Source organism: Atopobiaceae bacterium (assembly GCA_022483015.1).
In the GTDB taxonomy this organism is placed as follows: domain Bacteria; phylum Actinomycetota; class Coriobacteriia; order Coriobacteriales; family Atopobiaceae; genus JALCUE01.
This window is the reverse complement of record JAKVOB010000001.1, coordinates 1,979,447-1,997,104: the sequence shown is the minus strand read 5'-3', so window position 1 is coordinate 1,997,104 and position 17,658 is coordinate 1,979,447. Positions and strand designations below refer to the sequence as shown.

16 protein-coding genes are annotated in these 17,658 nt (G+C 69.7%); 12 read left to right on the top strand and 4 right to left on the bottom strand.

The window, feature by feature from the left end; all coding sequences use genetic code 11:
* The first annotated feature begins 42 nt into the window (after window positions 1–42).
* Window positions 43–321: a hypothetical protein gene (locus LKE50_08590; protein ID MCH3968649.1), complete on the top strand. Its 279-nt coding sequence runs from the start codon at window positions 43–45 to the stop codon at window positions 319–321.
* A 26-nt stretch (window positions 322–347) separates the two neighbouring features.
* Here LKE50_08590 and LKE50_08585 read toward each other — a convergent pair whose 3' ends face one another.
* Window positions 348–620 carry a hypothetical protein gene (locus LKE50_08585; GenBank protein ID MCH3968648.1) on the bottom strand — a complete coding sequence of 91 codons (273 nt, stop codon included), beginning with the start codon at window positions 618–620 and terminating at the stop codon, window positions 348–350.
* 345 nt (window positions 621–965) lie between these two features.
* Here LKE50_08585 and LKE50_08580 point away from each other — a divergent pair, with 345 nt between their 5' ends.
* The 11 genes from LKE50_08580 to LKE50_08530 all read left to right on the top strand — a co-directional run bounded on the left by LKE50_08580 (window position 966) and on the right by LKE50_08530 (window position 15,152).
* Window positions 966–1,559, top strand: a complete 594-nt coding sequence (locus tag LKE50_08580; protein MCH3968647.1) for a hypothetical protein — start codon at window positions 966–968, stop codon at window positions 1,557–1,559.
* A complete protein-coding gene (locus tag LKE50_08575; GenBank protein ID MCH3968646.1) occupies window positions 1,556–3,340 on the top strand; it encodes a type IV secretory system conjugative DNA transfer family protein in 1,785 nt (594 codons plus the stop codon). Before LKE50_08580 ends, LKE50_08575 begins: the two co-directional genes overlap by 4 nt.
* A gap of 103 nt (window positions 3,341–3,443) precedes the next feature.
* Entirely contained in the window at window positions 3,444–3,659 is a 216-nt protein-coding gene (locus tag LKE50_08570; GenBank protein ID MCH3968645.1) for a hypothetical protein, read from the top strand.
* Window positions 3,660–3,668: 9 nt separating this feature from the next.
* Window positions 3,669–4,190, top strand: coding sequence for a PrgI family protein (locus LKE50_08565; protein MCH3968644.1), 522 nt, complete (start codon window positions 3,669–3,671; stop codon window positions 4,188–4,190).
* Window positions 4,138–6,552 carry a conjugal transfer protein TraC gene (locus tag LKE50_08560; GenBank protein MCH3968643.1) on the top strand — a complete coding sequence of 805 codons (2,415 nt, stop codon included), beginning with the start codon at window positions 4,138–4,140 and terminating at the stop codon, window positions 6,550–6,552. Before LKE50_08565 ends, LKE50_08560 begins: the two co-directional genes overlap by 53 nt.
* A complete protein-coding gene (locus LKE50_08555; GenBank protein MCH3968642.1) occupies window positions 6,549–8,213 on the top strand; it encodes an NlpC/P60 family protein in 1,665 nt (554 codons plus the stop codon). Before LKE50_08560 ends, LKE50_08555 begins: the two co-directional genes overlap by 4 nt.
* A gap of 14 nt (window positions 8,214–8,227) precedes the next feature.
* Window positions 8,228–8,944 (top strand): hypothetical protein, encoded by a 717-nt coding sequence (locus LKE50_08550; GenBank protein MCH3968641.1) that lies wholly within the window; start codon window positions 8,228–8,230, stop codon window positions 8,942–8,944.
* A gap of 11 nt (window positions 8,945–8,955) precedes the next feature.
* Window positions 8,956–9,945: a conjugal transfer protein TrbL gene (locus LKE50_08545; protein MCH3968640.1), complete on the top strand. Its 990-nt coding sequence runs from the start codon at window positions 8,956–8,958 to the stop codon at window positions 9,943–9,945.
* Between the two features lie 56 nt (window positions 9,946–10,001).
* On the top strand, window positions 10,002–10,490 hold the full coding sequence (locus LKE50_08540; GenBank protein ID MCH3968639.1) for a DNA gyrase: 489 nt from the start codon (window positions 10,002–10,004) through the stop codon (window positions 10,488–10,490).
* A gap of 5 nt (window positions 10,491–10,495) precedes the next feature.
* A complete protein-coding gene (locus LKE50_08535; protein ID MCH3968638.1) occupies window positions 10,496–13,843 on the top strand; it encodes a VaFE repeat-containing surface-anchored protein in 3,348 nt (1,115 codons plus the stop codon).
* A 184-nt stretch (window positions 13,844–14,027) separates the two neighbouring features.
* Entirely contained in the window at window positions 14,028–15,152 is a 1,125-nt protein-coding gene (locus tag LKE50_08530; GenBank protein ID MCH3968637.1) for a zincin-like metallopeptidase domain-containing protein, read from the top strand.
* 269 nt (window positions 15,153–15,421) lie between these two features.
* On the opposite strand, the gene LKE50_08525 is transcribed toward LKE50_08530, so the two are convergent.
* The 3 genes from LKE50_08525 to LKE50_08515 are packed head-to-tail and all read right to left on the bottom strand — an operon-like array spanning window position 15,422 to window position 17,597.
* Window positions 15,422–15,931 (bottom strand): hypothetical protein, encoded by a 510-nt coding sequence (locus LKE50_08525; GenBank protein ID MCH3968636.1) that lies wholly within the window; start codon window positions 15,929–15,931, stop codon window positions 15,422–15,424.
* Window positions 15,928–17,163 (bottom strand): relaxase/mobilization nuclease domain-containing protein, encoded by a 1,236-nt coding sequence (locus LKE50_08520; GenBank protein MCH3968635.1) that lies wholly within the window; start codon window positions 17,161–17,163, stop codon window positions 15,928–15,930. Before LKE50_08520 ends, LKE50_08525 begins: the two co-directional genes overlap by 4 nt.
* 5 nt (window positions 17,164–17,168) lie before the next feature.
* On the bottom strand, window positions 17,169–17,597 hold the full coding sequence (locus tag LKE50_08515; GenBank protein MCH3968634.1) for a hypothetical protein: 429 nt from the start codon (window positions 17,595–17,597) through the stop codon (window positions 17,169–17,171).
* Window positions 17,598–17,658 lie beyond the last annotated feature (61 nt).

Genomic DNA, 17,658 nt, shown 5'->3' with positions numbered 1-17,658 from the left:
CGCTCCCAAGGAGCGCAAGAATGGTCGAGGATGGCCCCGCTCGTGCCTCAGGATGGTCGTGTCATAAGGGACGAGGCCGGCGGCGTGGTGCCGCGTCATCAGACGTCGCAGTACACGATGGAGGGACTCAGGCAGCGGCTCTCCCAGAAGGGCGAGCGCGAGACGGCGGAGGCCATCGTATCGAGGCTCTCGGAGACGTGCATGGACGTGACCCTTCTGGGCGGGGACAGGAGGAGGGCGGAGACCAGTCTTCCGATGAGGCCTCCTAAGGTCGACAAGGACGACTCCGGGCAAGTGCTGTCGGGACTCGAGGGCTTCTGAGGAAAGAAGCGTATCTCGCGTCGCCCCTAGTACACCCCTCTTGCCTTCCAGTCGATCTCCTCGCCCGTCTCGAGGTCGTAGGTCTCGCGGGGGAGCATGAAGCCGCCTGCCCAGGTCCCGCCGCAGACTGGGCACCATACATGGGCGTAGTACGTCGGGTCATACTCTACGGGAGGCTCCCGGACCGAGCGCAGACCGCCACAGTTGGGGCAGTACCCTGCCCTCCCTGGTTCGGCCCCGAGCCACTGGGCGAAGGTCATACGCGAGGGAAGGCCCCCGTCGACCAGCGATAAAGCCATCGTCTGCCGCCCTTCTGCGGGTGCCCCGCACTCGTCCTCGAACGACCTCGTGATGATTCGCGCGGCCATCGTTGCCGACCGACGCGAACGTAGCTTCCCTCCAGTGCTTATGGCCTAGACAACCGAGATGGTAGTGAAGCATGCCTACTAGCATCCTACCCATGCTCTTGGAGGGTTATCGCCCGTCCTCGCCAGCACGGACAACGCCGCCCACCTCGCCAGCCGTCTCCTGTGTAATCAGTCGCGGCGGGCCACGCTCGGCATCCAACATCGACTCGGTAAACAGTGGCCGCAAGGTGGCCCGTCAACGTCGAGGTGGCCCGCCGTCATCAGGGAGGTGACGGCATGGCGGAGGACTTCGGCGACGATGCCGGGCAGCAGCTCTACGAGTGGACCATGCGCATCGGCCTCTACGCGAACAGGCGCCCAGGGGCAGGCTCGTCCCAGGAGCAGGTGCAGAGGGCCGTCGACAGGCTGACGGCCGCGCTCGAGCACGCGCGGGACATGACGCCAGAGGCGGCGGGCCACGAGGCCTCGCTTCCCGAGTACGCCAAGCTCGACCTCCATGAGTTCAAGGATCTCGACGACTTTCCGACCGTCCGCTCCGCGATCGACGCGCGCCTGTCCTCGGACGGGCTCCTCCACTACTTCAACGACGACGAGCAGGGCAGGAGCTGGCTCGTCTTCCGCACGGCCGACGCGCCTGGCGTCTCCGCGAGCTTCGATACGCTGGCGGGCGATGCCAGGAAGGCCGGCGAGCGCGCCGCCGCCGAGATACGGTCGCGGGCACGATGCGACCGGGAGGCTGGTCGGGACGAGGAGCCGCTGTCAGAGCGTGCCACGCGCGTCAGGGCAGCGTCCAAGGCGCAGGAGGAGACCAAGGCACCTGAGCACGCTCCCGAGCCGCGGCACCACAAGCAGGAGACGAGGGCGAAGTGAGCAGGACCCGAGCCCTCCCCGCGCCCGTGGTCGCGCTCGCCTCCGCGGCGGCGTTCCTCGCGGGAGACCTCTACGCCGCCACGCTCTCGGCCATGCCGGGGCAGGCCGCCTCGAACCTCGAGGCGGCCGTCTCGCAGGTCCCGTCATACCTCGCCGCCAATGGCCCCGTCCCCTCGCTGGACCCCGTGCCGCTGGCGGTCGGGACGCTCGCGTGCTGCGGGGTGTGGGTCGCTTGGTCGTACCAGCTCGTCCGGGCCGGGAACTACCGCCAGGGCGAGGAGCACGGGTCGGCCAGGTGGGCCACGCCGCACGAGGCGTCGCGCTTTGCCGACCCCACGGACCCGTACGCCAACATCATCCTCACCAGCCACGTGTCGCTCGCGCTCGCGCGTGCCGACCACGACCCCCGCTATGAGCGCAACCGCAACGTGCTCGTCGTCGGTGGCTCGGGCTCCGGCAAGACGAGGAGCTACGTCCTGCCGAACCTGCTGCAGGCCAACGCCTCCTACCTCGTCACCGACCCCAAGGGCACCCTGGCCGACGATGTGGGACCGGTGCTCGTTCCCCTCGGCTACGAGGTCCGTCGCGTCGACACCGTCGACTTCCGGAGGTCGGACCACTACAACCCCATCGCGTACGTGAGGACGCAGCAGGACGTGCTGGAGCTCGTCGACTGCCTCATCGCCAACACGAAGCGTACGAGGAACGACTCGGCCGACCCCTTCTGGGAGAACTCTGAGCGCCTGCTCTACACGGCGCTCGTGACCTACCTCGTGGACCACTGCCAGCGGGAGGACGCGAACCTCCCGGGCCTCATGACGCTGCTGTCGCTCGCCGAGGCGAGCGAGGCCGACGAGGGGTTCGAGAGCCCGCTCGACCTCCTGTTCCGCGAGGTCGAGACGGGCTGCAGATGCGTCGTCGACGAGGGGGGCGAGGAGGCGGGCGGCCGGGCCTTCTGCGGCGGCGCCGCGAGGGTCAGGTGGGTGCGGGTGGCCGAGCCGCTCACACCCGACCAGGACTTCGCCCTCTCCCGCTACCGCGCCTTCAAGGCGGCCGCCGGCAAGACCCTGAAGTCGATCATCATCAGCTGCAACGCCCGGCTCAGCGCCCTTGACAGCGCGGAGCTCAGGGAGCTCCTCTCGCGGGACGACATGGGGCTCGACCGCATGGGCGAGGCGGGGCGACGCACCGCGATCTTCGCGACGTCGTCCGACACCAACGGCACCTACTCGTTCGTCCTGGCGCTCCTCGTGTGGCAGGCGACCAACCTGCTCTGCGAGCGGGCCCTCCGCGAGCACGGCGGGAGCCTTCCCGTGCCGGTGCACCTCGTCCTCGACGAGTTCGCCAACATCGGGCGGCTCCCCGACTTCGAGCGGACGGTCGCGGTCGTGCGCTCGCGCAACATCGGCGTCTCGGTGATCCTCCAGTCAACGGCCCAGCTAAAGAGCCGCTACGGGGACGACGCCCAGACGATCGTCGACTGCTGCGACACGACGCTGTTCCTCGGCGGCAAGTCGTCCGAGACCAACAGTGGCGTCTCGGAGCAGGTCGGCAAGGAGACCGTCTCGTTCCTCGGGACGAGCGAGAGCCGTGGGGCCAACCCCAACTCGACCCAGAGCAGGAACGTCGCCGAGCGGGACCTCATCCAGTCGGCCGAGGTCGCGAAGCTCGACCGCCGCCGCGCCATCGTCCTCATCGCCGGGGCCGACCCCGTCGTCGACGGGAAGTACGACCCGGCCAGGCACCCGCGCCTCCGCGAGGGGGTGGCCCCCATGAAATAGGGGAGCCCGCGGGGGAGGCGAAGCGCCGCGCCTCCCCCGGACGGGCGTCGCGGCGCACGGGAACGGTCGCGGCACCGCCGCGCCGACGTCATGGAGGCACCACATGCTCTCACAGATCATCAGCCTCGTTTCGGGGTGCGTCTCCTTCCTCGGGGGCTTCCTCGTCGTCTGGGGCGCCGTGTCGCTCGGCCTCGCCATACGCGAGCAGCAGGGCGGCGCGCAGATAGCGAGCGCCATCTCGACCATCGCGGGCGGGGCGATCATCATCGCCGCCTCGGTCTACTTCGGGATGCTCGACACCTCGTGGCTCCCGGCCTAGGGGGCGGCGATGTCGCTTTCCGTCGCGGTCCACAAGGACATAGGCGAGTACACGGAGAAGGTCGTAGGCAAGCTGAGCCTCAGGACGCTCGGCTGCGTCGCGGGCGGCCTCGCCACCTCGGTGGGGACGGCGGCCGCGTGCCACGTGCTGCTCGGCGTCGAGCCGGCCGACGCGAGCCTGCCCGTCATGGCGGCCTCGATGCCGTTCTGGCTCATGGGGTTCTGGCGCCCCCACGGGATGAGGGCCGAGAGGTTCGTGCCGCTCCTGTGGGAGCACGCGACCGGCGACGGCCTGCTCCTCTACAGGAGCAGCTGCTCGATGGCCGCGCCGCCGCAGGGGCTCGCCGCCAGGGAGTCGAGGGGATACCGGAGGAAGTCGAGGAGGAAGGGGGCGGAGCTCCATGAGCCGAGCCAAGAGGGGCAGGACGACGGACGAGGGGGACGGCCAGGGGCGCACGCCGCGGCCGGGAGGCAAGCCCATGGGCAGGAGGATGCGGGAGCAGGAGCGCGAGCTAAGCACCTCCGTCGCTGAGCGGCGCCGCCACCGCCGCGCGGCCAGGGACGTCTACAACGCGATAGGGTTCGAGGCGATGTACAGGGACGGCATCTGCGAGGTCGAGGAGGGGCTCTTCTCGCAGACGGTGTCGTTCTCCGACATCAGCTACCAGTCCGCCAGGAAGGACGCCCAGGAGGCGGTCTTCTCGGCGTGGTGCCAGCTGTTCGACTCCTTCGGGGCCGACAGCTCGGTCCAGCTCTCCGTCGTGAACACGCCGATACCTGCCGACGAGATCGGGAACAGGATCTTCTTCGACGGGTCGGACCCCACCACGGGGCGGTTCGCCGCCGAGTACAACCGGATCCTCAACGACAAGATGCGCGAGGGCGTCTCCAACCTCGTGCGTGACCGCTACCTCACGTTCTCGGTGGGCGCGGCCGACGCCGCCTCGGCCGTGCCGAGGCTCGCGCGCGTCCGCGGCGACGTCACGCAGGCGCTCCAGCGCATCCGATGCGACGTCGGGCTCCTCGACGGGGAGGCGCGGCTGCGCGTCGTGAACGACCTGCTCCGACCCGGGCGGAGGCTCGACTTCGACTGGGGCATGGTGGGCGCCGAGACGGGCCTGAGGACCAAGGACCTCATATGCCCGGCCTGCATCGAGACCAAGCCCGGCGGGTCGCCCACCTGCCTCAGGGTGGACGGCAAGTGGTGCCAGACGCTCGTGGTCCGCTCCTTCGGCAGCGAGCTCTCGGACCGCTGCCTCGCCGAGCTCATCGACCTCCCCATCCCGCTCGCCGTGGTCCTGCACGTGCAGGGCATGGACAAGGCGAGGGCGATCTCCTACGTGAAGCAGCGCCTCGCGTGGATGGACAAGGAGATCATCGACGAGCAGATGAGCGCCGTGAAGCGCGGCTACGACTTCGAGATCCTGCCGTCCGAGCTCAAGTACTCGAAGGCCGAGGCCGAGGACCTCCTCGACCACCTCCAGAACAGGAACCAGCGCCTCTTCTCGTACACGGGGCTCGTCCACACCTACGCGGACACCCCGGCCGAGCTCGACGACCAGGTCATGCAGATCATGCGCGCCGCGCGATCCAACTCCATCGACCTCGACACGCTCGACTACCGGCAGCGCGAGGGCCTCAACTCGGTCCTCCCGCTGGGGAACAACCACGTCGAGGTGAGCCGCATGATGACGACGGCCCAGGTCGCCATCCAGATGCCGTTCGCCACGCAGGAGGTCAACCAGGCGGGCGGCGGCTACTACGGCCAGAACAAGGAGTCCTCGAACCTCGTCATCTGCAACCGGAAGAGGCTCGCGAGCCCCATGGGCTACGTCGCCGGCAAGCCCGGCAGCGGCAAGAGCTTCTCGGTGAAGCGGGAGATAGAGAACACGATCCTCGCCTACCCCGAGGACCAGGTGATCATATTCGACCCGGCGGGCGAGTACTCGCCCGTCGTGGTGCCGAACGGGGGAACCAGCATCAGGCTCGGCCCCGACTCCGGCGCCCACCTCAACCCCTTCGACCTCGCCGACGTCGCGGAGCAGAGCCCGAGCGCCCAGCGCGCGTTCAAGATCGACGCGTTCCTGGCGCTGTCGGGCGCGACCATGGCCGAGGGCAGCCAGGGCCTCCCCGAGGCCGACAAGTCGATCATCAGCCGCTGCGTGGAGGAGGCCTACGAGGCGTGCGACGCCCGCGCCGCCACGCCGACGCTCCAGGACCTCTACGACACGCTCCTCGCCCAGCCGGAGCGGGAGGCGCGCGACATAGCCCTCCGCTACGAGCGCTACGTGAGGGGCGCGACCTCGTTCTTCAACCACGAGAGCAACGTGGGGTTCGAGGACAGGGTCACGAACGTGGACTTCCGCGACCTCTCGCAGAACATGCGCGTCTTCGGGATGCTCACCGCCCTCGAGAGCGTCCGCAACCGCATGTACTCGAACTTCGAGCGCGGCATCACCACCTGGCTCTACATCGACGAGGTCCAGTCGCTCTTCGAGCACCCGTCGATCGTGAGCTACTTCTCGAAGTTCTGGGCGGAGGGCCGCAAGTTCAACCTCATCTGCACCGGGATCACCCAGAACTCCGTCTACATGCTCGAGCACGAGGAGGCCAGGAACATGGTCCTCAACTCCGACTTCGTGCTGCTCCACAAGCAGAGCCCCCTCGACCGCAAGGCATGGGTCGACCTGCTCGGGCTCTCGGAGCAGGAGTCGCGCTACATCGACGAGTCCGTTAAGCCGGGCGAGGGCCTGCTCGTCGCCGGCGGGGCACGCGTCCCAATAAAGGACGACTTCCCCAAGGGCGCGCTCTACGACCTGTTCAACACCAAGCCGGACGAGGTCGCCGAGGCCAAGCGTGCCGCCGCCTCGTCCGCGGGGAGGCGCGCGAGGTGAGCGGGGCGGCAGAGGACGGACCGCGCACGCGGCCCAAGTCATCGGAGGTCGCGTTCGAGGGGAGCACAAACGCGGTCACGTCCGGCATCGTCCGCGACGCCGACGAGCGCGCGGGCGCCATGTCCCGACATGCCCATGGCGGGCGTGGCGCCGCTGCGGCCAGGGGCGCCAGGGCGCTCGGCACCGCACGCGACCTCGCAGGCGGGGCGACCGCCGTCGACCCCGACTCCGACGACGGCCGCGAGGCCTCCGAGGACGCCATCGAGGGGACGGGGCGGACGGCGTCGAGGGCCGCGCGGGCCCGGCATGACGCATCCCTGAGGAGGGACGGGCGGGAGCAGGCCACGGCCGGCAAGGGCGCCGAGGGGCAGGCGGGGACGGGTGCCGGCGGTCCCGGGGGCGCCGACGTCCCCAGGACCGGGGACACCGCGGCGCGCGCCGGCGAGACGCGGGCCGGCGCCGCCAGGGGAGCGGGAGGGAGGTCGCGCACCTCCGTCCTGCGCGCGACCCGCGCGCGGCACGGCAGGCACGGGGCGACCGCGCGGGGGGCGTCGCGCGCCATCGCGTCGCGGAGGGCGGCGAGCGCCGCGGCCGCCTCACAGGCGCAGGCAGCGGCCACCGGCGCGGCGGCCAAGGCGGGCGGCACCGCGGTCGCAGCGGCGGCACCGGCAGCGGCCGTCCCGGTCGCCGGCGTGCTCGCCGGCATCCTCGCGTTCGTGCTCGCCTCGGTGGTCGTCTCCCAGCTCCTGGGATCGGTCTTCGGGTTCTGGGAGAACGAGGAGTCCAAGCGGTCGGTCGCGGGACTGCCTCCCTACATCACCTACTCGATGGTGGAGGAGGCCCTGCGCTGCCAGGAGGAGTACGGGCACCCGGCGGGCTGCACCATCGCCCAGATCATCCTCGAGTCCGGGGTGGGCGACCACCTCTCGGGGCTCGCCACGCGGGACAACAACCTCTTCGGCATCAAGTGGGCCTCGAGCTTCGCCTCGTGCCCGGAGGTCACCGGCAAGGAGTCCTGGCAGACGGGCGAGGAGTACGACGGGCAGTCGGTGACCATCACCGACGCCTTCACGTGCTTCGCGTCGTACGAGGACTGCATCAGGTTCCGCTCGCGGGTGCTCCTGCAGAACAGCCGGTACGCCGACAACGCGCTCATCCGGCAGGCGATCTCCGAGCACAGCTCCGACCTCATGGCGGAGGGGCTCAAGGACGCCGGCTACGCGACGTCCTCCTCCTACGTCGACTCGCTCAAGTCGGTCATGGACACCTATGGGCTCAGGCGCTTCGACGCGATGGCCGTGGCCGACCTCGCCTCCTCCACGTCCGCGGACGGGGGCACGGTGGTCGCGGCGGCCATGACCCAGCTCGGCACGCCGTACGTCTGGGGAGGGACGACGCCCTACGTCGGGCTCGACTGCTCGGGGCTCACGCAGTGGTGCTACGCGCAGGCCGGCATCTCGATACCGAGGAACAGCGAGGACCAGCATGCCGCGGGGACGTCGGTCCCGCTCTCGGAGGCACGCGCCGGCGACATCCTCTGGAAGCCCGGCCACGTCGCCATCTACCTCGGGGGCAACTCGTACATACATGCGCCGAAGCCCGGCGACCACGTGCGCGTGGCCGAGGGGATCAGCTACTTCACCTGCGCCGTCAGGTTCTAGACGAAGGAGACCACATGGAACGGAAGAACAAGGTCATGGCCGCCGCGGCGGCAGGTGCCGTCGCGGTCCTCGTGCTCGCGAGCGTCGCGAGGTGCTCGGCCACGGGGCGGGCGGACGCGGTGGCATCCACCGAGGCGGCCACGGGCGAGGCCGCCCAGACAACGGCCGCAGCCACCACCGCCGGGACGCCCACGGCGACCGAGAGGCTGGCGTCCCGCGAGTGGATGTCGCCGGACGACACCGGCAGGCGCATGACGCTCTCGGACGGCAGGCTGGTGGAGACGGACGGGACCAACACCTACACGTGCTCCTACGAGGTCGTCTCGGACGGCACGGGCGGATGCGAGCTCGACGTGCTCAGGGCCGACGGGAGCAGGGTCACCGCAGACGTCACCGTCACGGGGTCGGGCGACGGCATGCGCGCGTTCTCGGACGCCTTCCAGGTGTCCCGGTCCTGGGTCCCCGCCCCCGAGGGGGACGGCACGGTGACGGTCACGGGAGTCGACCAGGCGTACCTCGACCTGGTCGGGGGAGACGGGCCCGGGCTCGAGGCCGCCGTGGCCTCCTGGTGCTCGGCCCACGCGCTAGCGGCCACCGAAGCCACGTTCGACGGGGAGGTCTACCTCGACACGAAGGCAGGCGACGTGACGGCGACGCTCACGTGCGACGACCCGGGCAGGACCATCCTGTCGGTCACCTGGTCCGACGGCACGTTCTCGGTGGCAGGCTAGCCATGGGGGCCATGACCGCACGTGCGGCCCGCCTGAGGGTCGCGCTCACCGCGACGCTCACGTTCGCCGTCCTCGTGTGCCTCCTCGCGCCGACCCCCGCCTGGGCGTCGATCGCGGACGACATCAACTCGTGGATGTGCGGGGTCCTGCGCGACACCTGCAACTGGATATTCGGGGCCCAGGCCGACGTGCTGGGGTCGATCGGGGTGGACGGGGTGCTCTCGAAGCCCTTCGACCAGATGCTCGGCACGGCCGGCGGCACCACGCTCTACGACATGGCCCGCGGCGTGTGGGAGACGGCGGTCCTGCCGATCGGCTGCGGTGTCCTGTCACTGGTCTTCACCATACAGCTCATCCACGTGTCCCAGCGCATGGACGGCAACGCGAGCATGCCGGGGGTGCGCGAGGTCGTGTTCCTGCTCGTGTTCTTCGCAGTGTTCCTCTTCCTGGTGCAGCACTCCTTCGACCTCATGGGCGCGCTCTACGAGGTCGTGCGGCTCGCGATCACCAGGACGACGTCGCTGTTCGGGGCGGGTGGCGCCATGGACCTCGACGCGGTGAGCATCGTCACCACCGAGGACGACGTCGCGGCCCTCCTCGCGATGATCGTGGTCGCGCTGGTGAGCTGGCTCGTGGTGCTCGTCGCCTACGTGGTCGCGCTCGTGGTCACGTGGGCGCGGGCGATCCAGCTCTACCTCATGGCGGCCCTGAGCCCGATCCCGCTCTCGCTCATCTCGCTCGAGGAGACCCGGCAGATGGGCGTGGGCTACCTCAAGCACTTCGCCGCCGTGTGCCTCGCGGGCCTGATCGTGGTCGTCCTGCTCATCTCGTTCCCCGTGGTGCTCGGCGGCCTCAACGCCGCGAGCGCCGGCACCGGGACGGCCGTGGACTCGGTCGTGGGCGGCCTCAGCTACGCGCTGCAGTACCTCGCCATGTGCATCCTGCTCATCCTCTCGCTCGTCAAGAGCGGGGCATGGGCCAGGGACGTGCTCGGCGGCTAGACATACCTGCCGACAAGGGCCCCGCCGGGGCCCCGGAGAAGAAGGGAGCAAGACAGGTGGCAGAAGGGGAGAGGGAGAAGGTCTACCTGACCTTCCACAGGAGCTTCGTGAGGGAGCACATCGGCTACACGGACGCCCTCACGGGCGAGGAGCGCACGTTCAACGTGGTGACGGTCCCACCGGGCACCGTCATCGACGGGAGGGACATGGGCGGCTGGGAGTTCAGCCCCCTGTTCGTGAACCCCTCGCGCTACAAGGGCGAGGACTTCCGGGACGTGCCCCTGCTCGCTGACCGGGAGGTGTGGCTCCGCCGCGACGTCCTCGACGCAGACGGCAACCCCATGCCCGACGGCAACGGCAGGAACGAGCGGGAGACCGTCAAGGTCATGCCGTCCGCCATCAGGCAGGCGATGGCGGAGGAGCGGGCCGCATGGGCCAGGGAGCACGCGACGGACAGGACGCTGGGCGAGAGGGCCCAGGAGGCACGGTCGGCATCCGACGTGATGGCGGGCACGCAGGTGCCCGCCGGGACACAGGAGAGGTAGGGAGCATGTCATCAAAGGGAAGAGGGGCGGCCGAGGCCGTCCGCAGGCACGTGAGAGGGGCGTTGCGCGGCGGCACCGCGGCACGGGTGGCCGTCGTCATGGCGGCCGTCGCATGCCTGGTGGGGCAGACCCTGGGCGTCTCGGGGGCCACGCCCGCGCTCGCGCAGGGGGAGCAGGCGTCCTACTACAACGACCACGGGGGAGACGTGGGGCCGTACGAGGCATCGAGCTTCGGCTGCTACCAGAGGACGGACGACGGGTCCGACTCCGGGGTGGCCTACTGCATGGACGGCGAGAAGCACGGGCCAAACGCCGAGGTCACATACACGAGCGAGGGCGGCTCGGACACCGTGCTCAGCTACCTCGTCGCCTACGGCTACCCCAACGGGACGACGATCTGCGGCCGCACGCTCAGCGCCGGCGAGGCGAGGTCCGTGACGCAGATCGCGATCTGGTACCACCGCGGCTACGACCTCACGGCCCAGGGGCTCTCCGGGGAGAGGCTCGACCTCGCGCAGCTGGGGATACGGTTCTGCCAGGAGGCCGAGGCCTACGAGGCCTCCGGCGGGGCCAACCTCGGGTGCGGCACGGTCTGGTACGCCAACGACTCGAGCCAGCGCATGCTCCTCACCTCCGAGGCCAAGGGCGGCGTGGAGCTCACCAAGTCCTCGGCCAACCACGAGGTGACGGACGCCAACGGGAGCTACTCGCTGGCTGGTGCGGTCTACACCGTCTACTCGGACGCGGCATGCACCAAGGCGGTCGCGACCATCACGACCGACGCGGCCGGGAGGGGATCGGCCTCCGGGCTCGTCCAGGGGAGCTACTGGGCGAAGGAGACCACGCCAGCGAGCAACTACGCGCTCTCGGGCGACGTCATATCGTTCCAGGTGAGCGGCGGCCAGGTCACCCAGGTCGCCGCCGAGGACGCGCCCCAGGTGAACGACCTCGGGACCGTCCTCGCCAAGCTCGACGCCGAGACCGGCAAGGCCTCCGCGCTCGGTGCCGGCACGCTGGGCGGCGCCACCTTCGAGGTCAGCTACTACGACGGCCAGTACGACGCAGAGAGCCTCCCGGCCAAGGCGACGCGCACCTGGACCGTGACCACCGAGGCGGACGGCACGGCCGACCTCTCGTCCGCCAAGGGCGACGCGCTCTACCACGACACGGCCGGCAGGGCCTGCGTCCCCGTGGGCACCGTCACCGTCCGCGAGACGGCGGCACCCGAGGGCTACCTCGCCGCCGGCGGGACGCAAGTCGCGCACGTGACCTCGTCCGGCACCGCCGAGCTCGTCTCGGCCTACGTCGCGCCGAAGGTCCCGGAGCAGGTCAGGCGCGGCGACCTGTCGCTCGTCAAGGTCCGCGAGGGCAGCATGGCCCGCCTTGCCGGCGTGCCGTTCCTCATCACGTCCAAGAGCACCGGCGAGGCCCACGTGGTCGTGACCGACGCCAACGGCGAGGCCAACACCTCGTCGTCCTGGAACGCCCACACCTCGGGCACCAACTCGAACGACGACGCGACCACAGGTGCCGCCACCTCCGCCACGGCGGGGGTGTGGTTCTCGGGGAGCACCTCGCAGGCCACCGCGGCGGACGACTCCAAGGGGGCGCTGCCCTACGACACCTACTCCGTGACCGAGCTCCGCTGCGAGGCGAACGAGGGGCTCGACCTCGTGAGCTTCGACGTCACGGTCACCCGCGACGCCACGTGCGTCAACGGCGGCACCGTCGACGACCAGGAGGGCCCGGCCATCGCCACCACCCTCACGGGGGAGGGCGGCGAGCACATGGCCCAGGCCGACGCCACGGCCACGCTCACCGACACGGTCGAGTACGAGAACCTCACGGCCGGCAGGGAGTACGAGCTCATGGGAACCCTCATGGACCGCTCCACGGGCAAGGCCGTGACCGACGCGGACGGCGACGCCGTCACGGCGACCACCACGTTCACCCCGCGGCTCTCCACGGGCACGACGACCGTCACCTTCGAGCTCGACACGTCGGCACTCGCCGGCCGCTCGGTCGTCGCGTTCGAGAGCCTGACCCTCGACGAGAAGGTCGTGGCCACCCACGCCGACATCGACGACGACTGGCAGACCGTGGACATCCCGAAGGTCGGAACCACGGCCACGGACGCCGAGGACGGCGCCCACGACGCCTGCGCCGACGGGGACGTCACCCTCGAGGACGTCGTGGCCTACGAGAACCTCGTCCCAGGCAAGGAGTACCAGATCACCGGCACCCTCATGGACAAGGGGACCGGCGAGGAGGTCACGGGTCCCGACGGCGAGCCCGTCACCTCGACCACCACGTTCACGCCTGAGGCGTCGTCCGGCAGCGAGACCGTGACCTTCAGGTTCGACCCGAGCCTCATGGCCGGCCGAACGGTGGTCGCCTTCGAGGAGCTCACGCACGAGGGCCGCACGTACGCGGTCCACGCCGACATCGAAGACGAGGGGCAGAGCGTGACGTTCCCCAAGGTGTCGACCACCGCGACAGACGCCTCCGACGGCGACAAGCTCGTCGACGCCACCGAGGGTGGCGAGGTCGTCGACGTGGTCTCCTACGAGGGCGTCACGCCCGGCGAGGCCTACGTCGTGTCCGGCACCCTGGTCGACTCCGAGACAGGCGACGTCCTCTCCACCGGCATCACGGAGCTCGTTCCCGACGGGGAGTCGGGCACCTGCGAGGTCAGGTTCGAGGTGGACGCGACCGGCATGGAGGGTCGCTCCCTCGTCTGCACCGAGGAGCTGAGCCGCGGCGGCAAGGTCGTGGCCACGCACGCGGACCTCTCTGACGAGGGGCAGACCGTGGGCGTGCCAGCCATCGGCACGACGGCCACCGACGCGGCCGACGGCGACCACGAGGCCGAGGCCTCCGCCGAGGTCACCATCGTCGACACGGTCGAGTACTCGGGGCTCGTCCCCGGGCGCGAGTACGAGGTCACGGGGACGCTCGTGGACAAGGGGACGGGCGATGCCGTGACGGGCGCCGACGGCGGGAAGGTCACCTCATCGGCGACGTTCACGCCGGAGGCCACCGAGGGCACCGTGGACGTCACCTTCACCTTCGACGGCACGTCCCTGGCCGGCCACGACGTGGTCGCCTTCGAGACCGTCACGCACGAGGGCCGCGTGGTGGCCACGCATGCGGACCTGTCCGACGAGGGACAGACCGTGAGCATCGTCGACGTGCCGGCCGTACCCACGGAGGGCCTCCCCAAGACCGGCGACGAGGGGCTCCCACTCGTCCCGATCGCCGTGCTGGCGCTCTGCGCGGCCGGTGCCGTCGCGGGCTCGTGGGCCCTCCGACGCCACGTGGCCCGCGACAGGGGAGGTGAGGGGGATGAGTAACCCCTACGCCACGCTCGCCTGGTTCTTCGGCGGGCAGTTCGTGGCCTGCGTATGGCTCTTCACGTACGCATGCTGCAGGGCGGCCGCGATCGCGGACGGCCCTGGCAGGGAGTGACGACAGGAGGGGGCGGGCACAATCGCCCGCCCCCTCCGCTCATCGGGCGGTCGACCGAGGGAGGATGGCATGGCGAAGGGCAGGGGAGGGGCGGACGACGCGATCGCGGGGGGCCGCGCGGAGGTCGTCTCGCAGATAGCGGAGGCCATGGAGAGGGACGGGCTCGCGTGGGCGGCCGAGTGGAAGGGATGCTGGTCGCCGACGAACCCCACGACCGGGAGGGCCTATCGCGGCCTCAACAGGGTCTCCCTCGCTGCGGCGATGCACCACGGAGGCTTCGAGGATCCGCGCTGGTGCACGTTCAACCAGATACGGGGCGCCAGGTGGCACGTGGAGCGTGGCGCCAAGGCCACGGGCTCAGTGGAGTTCTGGAGCTGGTACGTGCCGACCAAGCGCTTCGGCGGGACGCGTGTCGTGACGCTCCAGAGGGCCGAGCAGCTCGTGCGGGACGGCAGGCTCCCAGAGGAGGCCCTCGGCGGCGCGTTCCTGAGTGGCAGGCTACACCACGTGTTCAACGGATCGCAGATCGTGGGGATAGGGCCCTTCGACGTGAGCGCCCATGCATCTGCGTCTTCCGAGGTCGAGCGTATAGCCGACGAGTTCATAGCGTCATCACGGTGTCCCGTGGCAGAGGTCGCGGGGGACAGGGCCTTCTACCGCCCCTCCGAGGACAGGATCTACCTGCCGAGGCGTGCGCAGTTCACGACCATGGACGGCTTCGCGAGGACGGCGCTCCACGAGATGTGCCACTCGACGGCACGTGAGGTGGACCGTGAGGTCGAGCGGGGGCGGGAGGGATATGCGCGCGAGGAGCTCGTGGCCGAGCTGGGGAGCGTGTTCGCCGCAGCGGACGCCGGGCTCGACATGGGGGCCTTCGCCAACGCCGACATGGGGCAGACGTTCCTCGAGAACCATGCCGCCTACCTCAGGAGCTGGCTCGGTGCGATAAAGGACGACCCAGAGGCGCTCGCGAGGGCGGCGACGGCCGCGAGCAAGGCCGCGAGCTACGTCGGGGATAGGAGGGAGGGTCTGCTCGAGGAGCGCACGAGGGCCATCGCCCTGGATGCCAGGCAGGCCGTGCCAACCGATGTGAGGTCGCTCTCCGAGCGCGCCGGGACCGCGCGGGCTGCGGGCGGGCCCGTCCATGCGGGACCGTGCCGCGCCATGGGGGAGCCAGGGCCGCTTGAGCCTTGACATCGACCGCGCGGCATCCCTGCCACGTCGATGCGGCGTTTCCAGAACTTGCAGGTAGACTAGCCAACAGGAGCCCCTCTGAAGGCCGGTTGCACTCTCGCTGGGCCAGGTGCCCACGGTTTCGGGCTCGCTCACATCACGAAGCGGAACACCATCCGGAACAGCCAACGCATGAGCCTCATCATGACCAGGATCACCCCGAGAAGCACTCTTCCCAGAGCTCCCAACACCCTTCGCATCGTCTCCTCCGTCTCCGGCCCCAGGACGGCTCAGATGATAGCGACGAGGTCGGACAGGTATTCGTAGCTCGCCCGCGTCATGCCGAGCATGGAGCAGAGCTCCGTCTCGCCGTCCCGTGTGCCCAGGAGCTCCGGGTGCGCCTGGCAGGCGAGGTCGTGGAGCCAGGTCGCGAGCTGTGCGAGCGAGCCCCCGCCTGGGTGCCATGTCGCCCCAAGCTCTCGCAGGCGCTCCACGTCGGCGAGGTCGGGGCCGATGCGGAGCCACCTCGTGACCCCGTCGACGGCCACGGAGAGCACCAGCGGGGCCTCCTCGCGCGAGATGAGCAGGAACGACCAGCCCCTGCGCCTCCTTGCCGTGGCACCGGTCTCCATGTCCCGGACGTCATAGCAGTCGGCGCAGAGGACCATGGAGCCGTCCTCGCGGAACGCGAGGGTGAAGTCGGCGAGCATGCTCTTCGCGGCGAAGGGCTCGGGCCTCGTGAACCTGTCGGTGTCGAGGGACTCGAGCCTGCCGTCATCGTAGGAGACGTCGATCCTCATCGTTCCTGGCCCCTCTCCTCGCGCCGTGGCTGCCGTGCGGGTGCGTTGCCCTTCTCACTCGTCGCTCCTGGCCTGCGGGCGATGCCGTTCGTGCCATCGGTGATTCCGCCTCGGGCCTTGCCAAAGCCGTCGTCATGCTCGGGGAGGATGCCGTTCCTGCTCGCGTAGCCGCGCACCCGCGCGATCCTGCGTACGGTCTCCTCGTCGTTCCTCGACCTGGCCCTTGCCGCTCCGCCGTCTAGCTGGTCTAGGGATGTCGCATGGTTCTCCCGGGCCGTGCCCACGGCCTCGGCGAGGCGACGGAGCTCGGCCAGGTCCCGTACCTCCATGGCGTCGCGGGCGATCTCCTCGATGCGCCCCCGGGAGTCCTCGGGGAGTTTCGTCCTGCGTGGGCTCGAAAGCTCGCGGGTCACGTTCGACCTCTGGTAGTCGGTGCCGAGTCGCGTGCCAGTGACGCATCGGGACGGCTGGTCGGAGATCGCGAACTTCCAGTCGCCGTTCCTGGTGTCCTCGACCGTGACGCCCATCGTGGAGAGGACGTCCCTGAGGTCCTCCGCATCCCGTGCGATGCCCCTCGCGATGTCGACTCGGGCCCGGATGTCGGCCACCCAGGAGTACGCGCCCTTGGCGACGAGGTCCCTCTCCATGTGGCCGACGTTCGCCCTCTGGTAGTTGGTCCTGGAGCTGCTTTGCCTGGTGTCCGGGTGCCCGCCATCGACCCTGCCCTCGAAGTGGGCGAGCCCCATCTCCCTCGAGATGGCCTGGAGGCGTCCGTTCAACGCACCGGGGTCGGGGTCCTGCAGGCGTCTCCCCGTCCGGATGTTGGTATTGTTGACAATCACGTGTGCGTGCGCGATGTGCCTCTCGTTGTCGTCGTGGTAGACGATGGCGACCTGGAAGTCCGGGAAGCTCTCCCGCGCCCAGCGGGTCGTGAGCCTCCTCAGCGCGTCGAGCGGGATCCTGTCCTTGGGGTCGGGGGAGACGATGTAGTGCTTGTAGGTACGAGCCCTCCTGCCTCGCCAGGCGGTGTCGTTCCCCTCGGCTGCACGCCTTCTGTCCATGACGACGTCCCAGGGATAGTCCCCGTAGCAGGGGAGTCCCGTCTCGGTGTCGTCGATCACGGGTGCCGCGAGCTCGATGAAGTCCTTGGCAAGGGCACGACCGTCATGCTCGAGGTAGCGTCTTGCACCACCAAGTCCTGTATGTCCCGATATCGCCTTGACGTATGGCATGGCACTCACCAGATGAAGAACTCAGGGCGGTCGGAGAGGTTCGAGACGTCCTCCCTCAGGCACGCGATGGAATCCCTCACATAGCCCATGTCGTCGTTGACGGCGGCGAGCACCCGTACCGCCTCGGATGGGTCATCCTCCCCTTCGCGCATGGCCTTGGCGACGGTGTTGAGGGCGCGGAGGGACTGGTTGTAGAGGATCCCGATGGCGTTGAGGTCATACGAGATCTGGTGCGACGTCGCGTAGTCGAAGACCACCGGCGCTCCGCTCAGGAGGTGTGCGGACGGCGTCTGCACGTAGTGGGTGAAGAGCCGTATGAGGTCGGTCTTGTTGACGCCGTATGCCTTCGCGGCCGTCTTCAGGGCCTCGTCCTCTTCTACCGAGAGACGCAGCCAGAGGCGTCTCGGCCTTGTCTCGTTCCCGACCGTTCGCATCACCCCAGGGGCGCGGGGCCTCCCCCGCATCGCTTTCCAGCGAGGGCAACTCGCCGTTGCC

Coding starts and splice junctions, on each gene's coding strand:
- LKE50_08560 (MCH3968643.1), top strand. CDS start 4,138: ATGGGCAGGAGGATGCGGGAGCAGGAGCGCGAGCTAAGCACCTCCGTC.
- LKE50_08520 (MCH3968635.1), bottom strand. CDS start 17,163: ATGCCATACGTCAAGGCGATATCGGGACATACAGGACTTGGTGGTGCA.
- LKE50_08535 (MCH3968638.1), top strand. CDS start 10,496: ATGTCATCAAAGGGAAGAGGGGCGGCCGAGGCCGTCCGCAGGCACGTG.
- LKE50_08570 (MCH3968645.1), top strand. CDS start 3,444: ATGCTCTCACAGATCATCAGCCTCGTTTCGGGGTGCGTCTCCTTCCTC.
- LKE50_08515 (MCH3968634.1), bottom strand. CDS start 17,597: ATGCGAACGGTCGGGAACGAGACAAGGCCGAGACGCCTCTGGCTGCGT.
- LKE50_08585 (MCH3968648.1), bottom strand. CDS start 620: ATGGCTTTATCGCTGGTCGACGGGGGCCTTCCCTCGCGTATGACCTTC.
- LKE50_08545 (MCH3968640.1), top strand. CDS start 8,956: ATGACCGCACGTGCGGCCCGCCTGAGGGTCGCGCTCACCGCGACGCTC.
- LKE50_08565 (MCH3968644.1), top strand. CDS start 3,669: ATGTCGCTTTCCGTCGCGGTCCACAAGGACATAGGCGAGTACACGGAG.
- LKE50_08525 (MCH3968636.1), bottom strand. CDS start 15,931: ATGAGGATCGACGTCTCCTACGATGACGGCAGGCTCGAGTCCCTCGAC.
- LKE50_08580 (MCH3968647.1), top strand. CDS start 966: ATGGCGGAGGACTTCGGCGACGATGCCGGGCAGCAGCTCTACGAGTGG.
- LKE50_08550 (MCH3968641.1), top strand. CDS start 8,228: ATGGAACGGAAGAACAAGGTCATGGCCGCCGCGGCGGCAGGTGCCGTC.
- LKE50_08530 (MCH3968637.1), top strand. CDS start 14,028: ATGGCGAAGGGCAGGGGAGGGGCGGACGACGCGATCGCGGGGGGCCGC.